This is a genomic window from Arenibacter palladensis (assembly GCF_900129275.1).
Classification (GTDB): domain Bacteria; phylum Bacteroidota; class Bacteroidia; order Flavobacteriales; family Flavobacteriaceae; genus Arenibacter; species Arenibacter palladensis.
In genome coordinates, this window is record NZ_FQUX01000003.1 from 448,291 (window position 1) to 461,924 (window position 13,634).

The following is a 13,634-nucleotide window of genomic DNA, read 5'->3' on the forward strand; positions in this document are numbered from 1 at the left end:
TTATAGTGACCTCCTCCCCCGGTAATGGCCGTGACCGAATTTTTTACTAACTTATGCAATAGTCACCCAAGTTGGGAATGATTAAACTAAGGCACTATGTACTTTTAGGAGATAAACCCACAAAGGCACAATCATTCTGATTCTTTCGGGCATAAAGGGAAAATGGATTCATAATGAAAATAAGCACGGACCTTATAGATAAAATAAATGTGATGCAAAACACATGAATTTCCAGAATCACTTTACGAAAATACTTATAAAGGCCATTTATCAGATACCGATATACCTTATACTTGTTCTAGGATTTGGTCAGGACATGGATAATGATGTCAAAGAAATAATTGGGTATTCACTTAATGGCATAGAGCTTCGTATGGATGGGATTGTGGATGAAGAATTTTGGACTACTATTCCGGGCAATGGCAATTTCTTAATGCAAGAACCAAAAGAAGGGGCTGAACCAACAGAGCAAACTGAAGTACGAATTGCCTTCGATAGCCAATATATCTATATCGCAGTGGTTTGTTATGATAGCAGTCCGTCAGATATAAAGACTTTTCAAAAGAAAAGGGACGCACCGCTAGAGACAGATGATCGCTTTAGATGGATTTTTGATACATTTATGGACAAGCGAAGTGCCTATTTTTTCGAAATAAATCCCTTGGGATTACGGGGGGATGGTCTCATTTCTTCTGGCCAGGGTCAAACGTTGAACAAAGACTGGGATGGTATTTGGAATGCATGGACCTATATAGGCGATTTTGGTTGGTCTGCCGAAATCAAAATCCCCTTTCGCAGTATAAACTTTAATCCAAAAAGCGATGTTTGGGGAATTAATTTTCAAAGGACCATACGCCGTAAAAACGAAGAACAATTATGGACAGGACATCGCCGCAATCAGGGGTTGTTACGACCGCAGAATGCCGGTATTCTTACGGGGCTTATTGGACATTCGCAGGGATTAGGCTTAGAAATTGTCCCTTATGGCATTACCCAGTACAGCAAAGAATATGATGACGAAAAGGACGAGTACAGCAGTACTTCTTCTGCCGACCTTGGGTTTGATATTAATTACAATATTACATCCCAATTGAAAGCTTCTATTACCTACAATACTGATTTTGCCCAGACCGAGGTGGACAATCGACAAATAAATCTTACTCGTTTTCCTTTGCGTTTCCCAGAGAAAAGAGATTTTTTCCTAGAGGGATCCTCAATTTTGCAATTTGCACCGTCAAGTAATGTAGACCCTTATTTTAGTCGCAGAATCGGTCTGGTGAAAGGGTTACCTATCCCTATTAAGTATGGAGGTCGTCTTATAGGAAATATAGGCAAGAGCAACATTGCACTATTACACGTACGTACAGGAAGCGAAGGAGAGCTGAATCCAGAAAATTTTTCAGTGGCCAGATATACAAGAAATTTCTGGAAGGAGAGTTCTATCGGCCTAATATATACCCATAGAAGCACCAAAGACGATATATTATTTGGTAACCCAATTCAAGATAGAAAAACGTGGGGTACCGATCTAAACATAAGTACTTCAGAATTTCTAGGAGATAGTACACTACAGTTCTCAGCTTTTTTTGTTGCACACAACCCCGCTTCACCCTTTGATAATTCTACCTCCATATCCGATAGATCAGTCCGCGGGTTTCGTTTTAATTTTCCCAACCAACCCTGGTCTGCTTGGGTTTCGTACAGGGAATTTGGAGATGAGTATGATCCAGCGATCGGGTTTAACCAACGTAACGGTTTTAAAAGGTTGCAACCGGCAATTAACTATGCTCCTCTATTTGAAAAGAGCTCCTTTATAAGAGAAATAGAATGGGGCATTTACTATGAATATCTCACTTCATTGGAAAATAAACTTCTTACCGAAAATCTCCGGTTTAACTTGGGAACCATCCGTTTTGAATCTGGTGATAATTTAGGTGTTGAAGTCTCTAGGAACTTTGAATTTCTTAATGAAGAATTTGATATACTTGGGGACAGTACAGTTATTGTAGCTCCAGGGGAATATGTGAATTGGGGTTACGAAATACAAGCATCTTCTGCCTCCTTTCGTAAGGTATCTGGATCAATTGGTTATGAAGCCGGAGGATTTTGGACCGGAAATATTACAAGTCTGGTTATGGGTCTAACCATTCGCCCAGCACTTGGTATTAATCTAAGCAGTGGGTACACGCATACCGAAGTAAGTGCTGAAAACAGTGGATTTAGTACCAATTTATTCCAGATAGATCTTGGCCTTGATTTTACGCCCGATATTTCACTTTCGTCTAACATCCAATTTGATGATATAAGCGATGTTCTGGGGACCAACACCCGTTTTAGATGGATAATTACCCCTGGTACCGACATTTTTTTTGTGTATAACCACAATTGGCTAAACGACCCAACATTGAACAGAAGACTTTTTACAACACAACAGGGAGCAGCGATGAAGGCAGTTTACACCTATCGTTTTTAGGTAGGTAATAGTCATAAAGACCGCGGGGAATCAAATAACCAAGACTTTCTTATTCTCAGGTAAAAACTTGGAAAAAATACAAAATGCTATTGTTATTATTTTTGGTTCTGAAACTAATGGTGGGGTTTAAAGACAATCCAATCGCAATTGCATTTTTATTACCAATTGCCAATTTCCTTATACTTTCGGCATCTATTTTTACCTCAATCTACACCTAAATGGAGTTTAATAATCTATATATAATTTTCCATTGGTCATTCTTTGGCTATCCTTGGGTTAATATAATAATGTAAACATGGTTAGCCTGTGGTGGACCTATGGTTAAAAATGGTGGGTGTGGGTGGTTATTTTACGATGTCCATGCAACCAAAACATCTTAAAAAACTGATTATAAAAATATTAGAATTTATTTAATTATGCTTCTAATGTGGATGCAATGTGGTTGGTCTGTAGTTGACATTTCAAAGTTATACTCCAACTTTCGAGAACAAAAAAAGGAACAATAGATTCCCATTGTTCCCATCCACTAATCAAATTCAAATTTTTTAATAGTGGGCATTTTTACTATTTCGTTTATTGGTTTGAAAGCTGGGCTTGATTCAGAAATTTTTGAGCCTGGTTTACAATAAATATGTTTTCGTTACTTAACAATTTTTCCACAATCAATACAGTCTGTTTATCTGTAACATTGTGCTTTTTAAGTAAATTAAGCATATCCACTAGTTCATTTCCATTCAATTTTTCTATATAATTTCTAGAGCTATTAATTACCTCTGTACATAGAAAAGGTGCTTGCCCGAGCTTATTGATAATTAAACTTTTTATACTTGGGTCATTTGATTTTCCGTAAGCATTGAAAAGCATATTCTGGATTCCATCAGATCTTAATTGAGATCCTTTAATGGCATGAGCTGCAGTATAGGCCATATGGAAATCAGCCTGAACAATCAACGTCTCAATAATATCCAGTAGCGAATCGGTCATTTCAATATTTTCTGGAAACCTTTCTAAAACCCACACTTTATCCTCTTGGTTGTTAGCCATTAAAATTTCCTCAATTAATTGGGGAGTTAAAATTGACCCGGTATGACCGGCAATGAAATCCTTAGTAGGGCCGTAAACAATATTCCAGAGCTTATAGGTAGTGTATACGGCACCTTTTACCACAATGTTAGACACCATTGCAGAAGTTGCTCCCGAAACTGCATCGACCGATTCTACGGCATCTGATGGTTGGTCCATCAATTCGTGGTATTCCATGTCGGCGAAAGGTAAGTCTGGATTGGCCAATAATGAATTGAGGAATTCATATTCCTCAGGTACGAAAGGTTCGTGATCGGTTTTGCTTAAAAACTCTTCCTTAGGCAACTCGAATCCTAAATATCGACCGGTAACACTCCAATAAATCGATATACTTAACGGCCTACATTTATTGTCAAAACAAACTCCCGTATTATATTGCTGAAAATAATGAACGGGTAGACCATCACTGGCTTTAACTAGAAACAAAGAATCTCCAAAAGACGTCAACCTATTCTCTTCTTTACTATAATTGGACGTGAACATTGGGTCAACAGAATATCCAATTGTTCTCTTAGATAGAAAACAGGAACTAATGCAAAGAAGTAGAACAAACGGAAGGCAACCTCTTAACACTCTACTTACTGCAGGGATATTTCTTATTTTAAAGGGCATTTATAATTTGTTGGTTTTATCGGATTCTTAAATAGCACCCGGTATGATGGCACCATGAACCTTAAGCAATTCTTTGATGTCACTTATCGGAACATTTGATGGAGTTATACCCCTTTTATGGGCTAGAACAGCTGTGGCCGCCGCCGCTTGTCCCATTCCCATGCAAGATGCCTGTACCCTTAAGCCTGAGTTGGCCAACCGATCACTACTTACACAACGTCCAGCAACCAAGAAATTACTGCTCGATTTTGGAATCAATGCCCTAAGTGGTATGGAAGCAACGATTTCAGGTTTTAGAAATTCTTGATAGATTGATTTACCATCCCGGTGCAGATCCACCGGATAAAAGGAATAAGAAAGCGAATCATCAAAAATTTTCCCAGAAACATAATCTTCATGAGTGATTTTATACACCCCATCAATTCGATAGGTTTCTCTCACTGCAGTTTCAGTTTTCATATTGGTGATTCGAATATTTTCGCATCCAGGAAGCTCTTTAAGATTACGGATCAATTTCAATAAATTTCGCCTACCTTGTTGATTGGCGAGGGTATGGGTTTCAGCTGTTGTGTTATCCGCTCCGTTCACGTACACATAACCATAGGGCACTGAGGTATTTTCACCTGTAGTACGGATTTGTGACTCCAGCTTATTCTGATGTAGGTATCCATGGTATTTTTTAGGAATTTTTGTCAAATCAAGCGATTTAATATCATATCCCTCCATACTAAAAACCAAAGAACCTGGCTGTGTATCCTCTTCCCTAAGCAGGTCGTAACCATCCATGGATGCAATAAGGGCATTTCCGGTACAATCTATAATCTGGCTACACGTAATTAGGTTCTTTACTCCCTTACCCACAGATTCTACCCACCACATTCCTTCTTTAAATTCAACCTTTATAGGTGTTTCGTAAAACCTTACATCTACTCCGGCCTCTATACATTTTTCTTCCGCCAGTAACGCATAAATAGCTGGATTTACGGCAACTTGATGTTTCCAGTGCCTATCTGGATTTTTCGAAAAATCGGGCAGTTTATCACCATTTAGCTCTACACTTTCGAGTACCAACTCCCAACCAATACCACCGATAATTTGCTTGCCCCAGGTGTGAAAAATGCCTGGAAAAGAAACGCCACCAGTAGTGGTGGTTCCTCCAAGTTGACTGCCACTTTCTATCAATATCGTTTTTGCTCCTGCCCTTCCCGCTTGAATTGCAGCAATAGTTCCGGCCGTACCACCTCCAACTATCAATACATCTGTTTTTACAGATTTTTCTATGATTTTATAAGGTTCTTTTAGCGTTTCTGATTTTAACAATGATGGGGTCATTATTCCAACCGAGGCAAGGCCTATAGTTTTAAGTAAAGATCTTCTTTTTATGTTGCTCATTTGTTTTTTATAATTCAATAAATTTTTTGGAATATGGATCATTAGATCTGATCTGCCACCCATTGTTCTTAATACCCTGAATTCTGGTCGGTCTGACTCATCTCATTATTAAAATTGATCTCCGATATAGGAATAGGCCATAAATAATGCTTTTCACAAACAAACTACAAGTAATGAAATAATTTTCATAAAGAAAGGTAAAACGATTTTTTAATCCCTTGATGAACAACTAAATCAAAGATTATATTGACAACAAAAAAAAAGGAACAACATTTTCCCATTGTTCCTTTTCAACTAATCTAACTCAACTCAAATTGTTTAATTATTTCTAATAGAATTCCGAGATTACAGGAAATTCATAAATGTTTTATTGCCTATTTTATCCAATCGAAGTAACATACTATAATCTAAAAATTAGGGATTAAGATAATCTAAATACCTATTACTAAATTTGGTCTTTCTTCCCTTTCCATGTATAGGGCTACATCATTTTTGGATATTAATGTTTCCGATACATAGACCCGTTTTAAACTAATCATTCTTGAAAAAGATGATAAACTTTTCTTGGTCACTTTTGTCTTATACAGATTTAATCCTTCAAGATTTGGGATATTTACTAATTCGGCAACACCTATATCCGAAATGGGATTATTGTCTATATCCAATTTATACAAATTCACCATTGTACCTATATCTTTTAAATATTGATCCCCTAGGTAGTTGTCTTTTAAGGACAACCACATAATGTTTTCTTTAATCGGAAGTAACTTTTTTAGCTTCCGATCTATTTCATTGGCGTTATCTTTGGTAATTGTTTGGGGAGGTAAGACGATCTCATACAAATTTGATTCAAAAACCAGTTCACGAACCCGGAACCCCTCTACCACAATACTTTCTAGAACCTCTTTATTTACTTTCGATACTATCGGAAGATCTCCATTTACCCGGCCAGAAGCGTCTTTCAAGCCCAATAATCTGGAGGCCAAACTAACAATGTATTCAGATGTTTCTAGCTCCCCCAGGTTTATATTAAAATCTGCATTGCCTTTATCTATCCAATAGTTCAGAATAGCCTTTTCTTCATCAGTTAAGGGGGTTTTGCCCTCAGGTGGCATAAAATCTTCATGGTGCGGATCCAGCATTACGCGACGCATCAATTCGGACTTATTTACATCACCTGCTGCAATCGCCGCTCCATTTTCACCTCCTTTTTTAATTGCAACACTATCTTGAAGTGACAGCCCACCCTTTTTTTTACTCTTATTGTGACATGAAATACATTTAGTCTCAAAAATAGGGTTCACCAGATAGTCATAAACCCCGGCCTCCTTAACATTGGTAACGGCAACCAAAGGAATTTTATCGTCATTTCCAAAAGGGGCATATTTTAAAAGGTAATCACTTCCATGAGTGAGATTTCCCCCATAATGTCCCGTTATCCCCAAAACTAATATCACTAGTAAAAGCGCTGAAATATTTGGTTTTAGGCCAGCTAGGCTCTGTATTCTGATTATTTCAGTTCTGATCAACCACGCCAAAAATGCCAATGCAGTTGTGGCTATTCCTAACCAAAAATGAGTATCCAATGTACTCTTTTCATAATCGCCGCTTTGGGAAAGCATATAACCCATGATACAAGCCACAAAGGCACTTATAGCCCCTGCAAGTAAAGCTAAGGGGATGGCATCGGAAATGTGAGAATACTTTTTTAGCCTACTAACTGCTTCCAAAATAAAAGCAAAAAATAAAAATCCAATAGGAAAATGTACGATAATTGGGTGAAACCTTCCTATAAACAGTACTAAATCCGATACACTATTGTCCATTGTAAAATATTATATCATAACCCCCTATTTTCCAAATTTTTTTATGGGTTGTAAAGGTGTCATTGTTCATTAACTATTTTAAATTCTTTCCAATTTAATCGGGGCCGTATGATGGGCGTTCCATTGGCATACATATAGATTTTTGTCCTCATCGACACAAACGTCATGTCCATGATTAAAAATGGGATTCTGAGAATTGTGCATAGTCTGTAACTTCCCGTCAATATAATTTGGCGCTTCCCCGCCCGGGTTGGAAACAACTTTATTTTGGGCATCCAAGATGGTTACAAACCCCGTATCCTTGACCCATTTTTTACCTTCCTTGGTCTCGGACCAACATACTCCGGCATAAATGTTATCACCATCCATTACTGGTCGACATACAAAAGCTCCAGGGAGATTTAAAGTTTTGATGTATTTTCCTGAAAGAGTAAAAAATTTGAAGGCATTTTCCGTCCTGGACGTTACCACTAAGACGGGATTATTTTTATCCCTATAATCAACCGCTACCCCATGAGCATTTACGAGATTATAGTTCTTGTCCGCATTGTTTTGGCCTCCCCATTTACGAATAAATTCGCCCTTATGGTTGAACTGCAGAATATAATCCGAACCGTATCCATCAGCTACATAAATATCACCATTGGGTCCAATAGCCGTTTCTGTTGGGCGATATGCCTCATCCGGCTTATAAACACCAATTGTTTGAGGATGGGGAAGGGGGAAAATAAGACGTCCATCGACGGTGGTTTTAAGTACTTGACCAGCTTGTGCTTGAGCTTTACCGGTTTTATCAACAAAATAACCGCAATCCACAATATACAGAATATCCTCACCTCCCTCATTGTGGAGAGTCAACCCATGGCCGCCCGGGTAACCTGTACCCCAAGCATCAAGTAGTTTTCCGGATTTATCGAAAACCAAAATATTATTTGCAGTATGATCTCCTATCATTAATAAACGACCTTTGCTATCCATTTGCATCTCATGACAATTAAGTATTGGATTGTGTCCAACACTCATTTTAGCCCAGTCTCTTACTACCCTATACTTAAAATCACCATGTCCCACAATATCATCAGTAGGAGCACTTTTTTTAAGAAAATGAAAGCCAAATGATGGCGTTGTTGCCAAGGCAGTTCCTAACAAGGCAGTATTACCTATAAATTTTCTTCTGGAATTCTTCATTCTAATAACTATTAATGTTTCGATTAAATTTTGGACGTATTTTAAAAACTTAGGTGAGAATATCCTTAACCACATCACCATGCACATCAGTAAGTCTGAACCTACGACCTTGATGTTTAAACGTAAGACGCTCATGATCTATTCCGAACAGGTGCAACAAAGTAGCTTGAAAGTCATGTGTATGAACCGGGTCTTTGGTTATATTGTAGCTAAAGTCATCAGTTTCTCCATAGGTAAATCCGGGTTTTACGCCTGCACCAGCCATAAACATTGTAAATGCTTTTGGATGGTGATCGCGACCGTAATTCGTAGCTGTCAACTGACCTTGAGAATAAACTGTCCTACCGAACTCTCCTCCCCAAACTACCAACGTATCCTCTAACATGCCTCGTTGTTTAAGATCTTTAATTAAAGCTGCAGTTCCCTGATCAGTGCTTTTACTTTGATTTTTCACTCCTGCAGGACAATCATTATGTTGATCCCATCCTTGATGAAAAAGCTGTACAAATTTAACGTCCTTCTCCAACAATTTTCTGGCCATAAGACAATTGGCCGCATAAGTTCCGGGATCTCGACTATCCGGCCCGTACATGTCAAATATGTAATCGGGTTCGTCCGAAGTATCGGTGACTTCCGGAACCGATGTCTGCATTTTATATGCCATTTCGTATTGTGCTATCCTTGCCTTTATTTCTGAATCCCCATAGGTATCATGGCTGATATTATTCAATTTGTTCAAATAATTAAGCATATTCCTTCGATCGTTACCATCGTAATTCTCTGGATCTCCTAAATAGAGTACGGGATCCTTACCTGAACGAAATTGAACCCCTTGATGTTCAGTCGGTAAAAACCCATTGCCCCATAAACGAGAATATAATGGCTGTCCTGATCCATTTTTGGATACAAGGGCAATAAAAGTTGGTAAGTTATCATTATCCGAACCTAGTCCATAACTAAGCCATGATCCTATGGAAGGTCTTCCTGGCTGTTGATTTCCTGTTTGAAAAAAAGTAATGGCCGGGTCGTGATTAATATGGTCAGTATGCATACTTTTTATAAAGCACAGATCATCTACTACTTCTGACAAGTAAGGCATGGCATCACTGACCCATGCACGGGATTCTCCATATTGCTTAAAATTCAAGGTTGATGCTGCAATAGGAAAGGCAGTCTGATCGGCGCTCATGCCAGTAAGACGCTGACCCGCCCTTATTGAGTCCGGTAAATCCTGACCATACATATCCTTGAGTTTGGGCTTATAATCGAACAGATCTATCTGTGATGGCCCACCGCTCTGAAAAAGATATACCACTCGTTTGGCCTTAGGCAGATGGTGAGGAAGCCCAAGTTTATTTTTTGTAAAAGAGCCTACCATGTCAGCGTTGCCAGTCATTGGCTCCACCGAACTCCACATTTTCTCCGTATTGAGCAAAGATCCTAATGCGAGTGCACCAAGACCCATAGAGGTCTTTTTAAAAAATGTTCTTCTATCCAATTGTTTTTCAATTTGCTGTAAATCCACATTATTGGATCTTAGCTTATCGTGATGATTACACATATCAGATTCGTTAAATTAAAATTTATTTATGCTCCCTGTAGCCGTTCTGTATTCTAGTCCTCCTAAGATTCTATCTTTTGGTGATAAAGGCATCCGTATTCATAATAGTACTCACCACAACTGCATTGGCGGCTATAAGTGCTTTATCATCTCCGTCTTTCAACTTAAATTCTCCTGTATTCAACCAGCCTCTTGCCTTATCGGCATTTTCAGAGAACTTGCTGTATTCACTACGCTGAAGTTCCAATAACACTGCCAGTTCACTATCGTTAACAGTCCTACCTGTGAGCTTTCTAAAAACCGTAGATATGCCAATTACAATGTCACCTGTTTCAGAAATTTCCTTGCCCAAGACCCTGGCAGCCTCCACATACGTAGGATCATTGAGCAGGACCAAGGCCTGCAAAGGTGTATTCGTTTCCTGTCTCCTCATAATAGAATAATCTCTTGCCGGCGAATCAAAAGTGGCGAGCGTAGGGTGTGGTACAGAACGTTTCCAAATTGTATAAAGACTTCGTCGGTACAACTTTTCCCCGGAATCGACCTGATAACGTGCTCCGTTCACCAGCCATAATCCTTCAGGCTGATATGGGCTAACACTTTCCCCTCCAATTTTCCTATTAAGTAGACCCGAACTGGCCAAGGCACTATTACGTAACATTTCGCCAGTTAACCTACCGGATGGACCCCTTGCCAGTAACCGATTATCCTTATCTATATTTAGCAAACTATCGTTTGCCAATGAAGATTGGCGATACGTTTTTGACATGACAATCAATTTCTGAAAAGCCTTTACATCCCACCCTGAGTCCTTAAAGTATATGGACAGCCAATCCAGTAGCTCTGGATGACTGGGCATTTCACCTTGATTTCCAAAATCTTCACTTGTTTTCACCAATCCATTACCAAAATAGTGTTGCCAAAAACGATTTACGGCAACCCTGGCCGTCAAAGGGTGATCATCATGCATTAGCCATTTGGCAAAGCCCAATCTATTTTTCGGGTAATCGTTAGGCATTGGCAATATTGCCGTTGGGGTATTTGGATAAACCTTTTCCCTTTTCTCGCTATACACTCCTCTGTCCAGAATATAGGCCTGTACCGGCTCGGCAGTTTCTTTCATCACCATTACCTCTTGCACTTTCTCAACACTATCTACATATTGCTTTCTCAATTTTGACAATTTTTTGTAGTGTTTGTCAGCCTTATCGGAAATTGATTTAGTATAATAGGCCAATAACAGGTCCCTATCCTCTTCCGACAAATCCTTAGTCTCTTTCATCAACACATCCTGAAGACTACTGTCCTTAGATAGCAATTTGACCTCAAGGGTTGACAACTCCCTGTCAAAAACCTTAATTTCATCTACAACGCCCCCTTTTATACCCTTACCTCTATACCTAGCCCCTAATTGTAATCCAGGTTCCTTGTCTATCCTAAAAAGGATATCCTTATATAGGTTATCGTTCTTGGTAATGGTCTCCACCTCTTTCCCGTTAAGATAAAGTTGTAATCCATCCGCCGTACTAGACCCATCATAGGTTAAGGTAAAGTTGACCCATTGATCTCTTGGGAACTCATCTTTGGATACTTCGACGATGGCATTATCAGGGGCCGTATGCGCCATCATAATTTCCAATTTATTCTCTAGTATACGTAGGTGGTAGCCCCGCCAATTCTGAAAAATGGCACCAATTCCTTTATGAAAAATATTGCCATTCTCAAGTTCTCTGGGGATATTGGCCCATACACTCACGCTAAAAGCATCATTACGTCCAAAAACTCCCGCCCCATTTAAATCCAGCCAGGCATCTCCATCGAATATCAGCCCTTTTCCTTGTTGTCCATCTACAAGGTTAACCTTTAGCACCTCTGTCCCTTCAACTTTAATAGTTCCTCTCTGTAAGGGGTTCAGGGTATTACGCAAACGTGAATCGTTTAAATCAAAATAGGCTTGTAGGCCCTCAACTTGTTTACGTTCCAGAATATCCTTGTATTTGCCCTCATGTAACCATTGTTCAAAATCTTTGGCAATCTGATTACTTTCTATATCCTTAATATCATTTTCCGTCTCGTATATCAGCCCCTCCATATAGGCCAGCAGGTCTTCCTCTTCCTCGGTAGTCAATAATAAAGTAGGAACCGGCATAGCGTTGTTAAAAGAAATTTGCCCCGATTCATTTACGTTGTTGAAATAACTTGTCAACTCATAAAACTCCTTATGGGATATAGGGTCGTATTTGTGATCATGGCAACGCGCACATGCTACAGTGAGCCCCATAAAGGCCTGACCAACGGTGCTTGCCCGATCGACTGCATACTCCACCAAAAACTCTTCATTTATAATTCCTCCCTCCATATTTTGAGGGTGTATGCGGTTAAATGCAGTTGCCAAAATCATTTCTTTGGTGGGATTCTCCATTAAATCCCCTGCAAGTTGCCAAGTAAGAAACTGATCGTAGGGCATATTATCATTAAATGATTTGATGACCCAATCCCTCCATGGTGACATATTTCTATATCTATCCACACTATAACCATGGGTATCGGCAAAACGGGATAGATCCATCCAACCTAATGCCATTTGCTCCCCGTAATGGGGTGAAGCCAACAAACGGTCTACCTGTTTTTCATAGGCATTTACCGATGAATCCTTTAGAAAGGAGTCTATTTCATCCAAGGTAGGTGGCAATCCGGTAAGATCAAGTGTTAATCTGCGTAACAACACTTCTTTATCCGCTTCAGGAGACGGTGCTATTTTTTCCTTCTCTAATCGGGATATCACGAAATTATCGATTGGATTGACCGTTTCATTATCTTCTTTAACATTTGGTACCTTGTAATTTACTGGCTTTATAAATGCCCAGTGGTCCTTATATTCAGCACCATCCTCAATCCATTTTATTAAAACCGCCTTCTCATAATCGGATAGGGTCAAATGGGAGTCTGGTTCGGGCATAACATAATTGGGATCGTCAGAAACAATCCTATGAAAAACCTCACTTTTATTGAGGTTCCCAGGAGTTATCCCAAACTTGCCCGGAGATTCTTTTAATTCCTTAAAAGCCACTTCGGCCGAATGTAACTGGAGTCCAGCTTTAATCTTGGCATTGTCGGGACCATGGCAAATAAAACATTTATCCGAGAGAATAGGTTTGACATCCTTGTTGAAATCAATATTTTCCGGAAGGTTTTCATATTCAACCAAGACGGTTTCGGACAATTCCGGGCCACTACAGGAAATTCCGAATAGTATTACCAATAACCCAAATGTACATTTCTTCATGTCTATGATAACCATAATTTAAATTTTACTACAATCATGCATATCCAAAAAACGCCTTCAAAAAAACATTTTTGTGCGCCTGTGGACTAAAGTTTATTTGACATTCGTCTTCCTTTTGAAACAAATCCACTGTATAATGGATAATTATACTTTGAAAAACGAGTCCTCTTAAGAAAAAGAACCGCAAACGTTCAAATAAACCGCGCTAAAGTT

At 39.1% G+C, this 13,634-nt stretch carries 7 protein-coding genes; 1 reads left to right on the forward strand and 6 read right to left on the reverse strand.

The genetic code is table 11. The annotated features are described in order from the left end of the window. The first annotated feature begins 223 nt into the window (after positions 1 to 223). Positions 224 to 2,473, forward strand: a complete 2,250-nt coding sequence (locus tag BUA60_RS12070; protein ID WP_084532575.1) for a carbohydrate binding family 9 domain-containing protein — start codon at positions 224 to 226, stop codon at positions 2,471 to 2,473. 573 nt (positions 2,474 to 3,046) lie between these two features. Here the strand turns inward: BUA60_RS12070 and BUA60_RS12075 are convergent. From BUA60_RS12075 to BUA60_RS12100, 6 genes are all read right to left on the reverse strand, one after another. Then, a complete protein-coding gene (locus BUA60_RS12075; protein ID WP_072862021.1) occupies positions 3,047 to 4,039 on the reverse strand; it encodes a hypothetical protein in 993 nt (330 codons plus the stop codon). A 156-nt stretch (positions 4,040 to 4,195) separates the two neighbouring features. Next, the gene (locus tag BUA60_RS12080; RefSeq protein WP_218587923.1) at positions 4,196 to 5,560 is read right to left on the reverse strand and encodes an FAD-dependent oxidoreductase; all 1,365 of its coding nucleotides are present in this window, start codon (positions 5,558 to 5,560) and stop codon (positions 4,196 to 4,198) included. A 431-nt stretch (positions 5,561 to 5,991) separates the two neighbouring features. Further along, a complete protein-coding gene (locus tag BUA60_RS12085) occupies positions 5,992 to 7,386 on the reverse strand; it encodes a DUF2231 domain-containing protein (protein ID WP_072862022.1) in 1,395 nt (464 codons plus the stop codon). 78 nt (positions 7,387 to 7,464) lie between these two features. Further along, on the reverse strand, positions 7,465 to 8,574 hold the full coding sequence (locus BUA60_RS12090) for an NHL repeat-containing protein (RefSeq protein WP_072862023.1): 1,110 nt from the start codon (positions 8,572 to 8,574) through the stop codon (positions 7,465 to 7,467). 49 nt (positions 8,575 to 8,623) lie between these two features. Next, positions 8,624 to 10,135 (reverse strand): DUF1501 domain-containing protein, encoded by a 1,512-nt coding sequence (locus tag BUA60_RS12095; RefSeq protein ID WP_072862024.1) that lies wholly within the window; start codon positions 10,133 to 10,135, stop codon positions 8,624 to 8,626. Between the two features lie 70 nt (positions 10,136 to 10,205). Next, positions 10,206 to 13,436: a DUF1553 domain-containing protein gene (locus tag BUA60_RS12100; RefSeq protein ID WP_245802539.1), complete on the reverse strand. Its 3,231-nt coding sequence runs from the start codon at positions 13,434 to 13,436 to the stop codon at positions 10,206 to 10,208. Positions 13,437 to 13,634: the final 198 nt, after the last annotated feature.

Coding starts and splice junctions, on each gene's coding strand:
- BUA60_RS12070 (WP_084532575.1), top strand. CDS start 224: ATGAATTTCCAGAATCACTTTACGAAAATACTTATAAAGGCCATTTAT.
- BUA60_RS12075 (WP_072862021.1), bottom strand. CDS start 4,039: ATGTTCACGTCCAATTATAGTAAAGAAGAGAATAGGTTGACGTCTTTT.
- BUA60_RS12080 (WP_218587923.1), bottom strand. CDS start 5,560: ATGAGCAACATAAAAAGAAGATCTTTACTTAAAACTATAGGCCTTGCC.
- BUA60_RS12085 (WP_072862022.1), bottom strand. CDS start 7,386: ATGGACAATAGTGTATCGGATTTAGTACTGTTTATAGGAAGGTTTCAC.
- BUA60_RS12090 (WP_072862023.1), bottom strand. CDS start 8,574: ATGAAGAATTCCAGAAGAAAATTTATAGGTAATACTGCCTTGTTAGGA.
- BUA60_RS12095 (WP_072862024.1), bottom strand. CDS start 10,135: ATGTGTAATCATCACGATAAGCTAAGATCCAATAATGTGGATTTACAG.
- BUA60_RS12100 (WP_245802539.1), bottom strand. CDS start 13,436: ATGGTTATCATAGACATGAAGAAATGTACATTTGGGTTATTGGTAATA.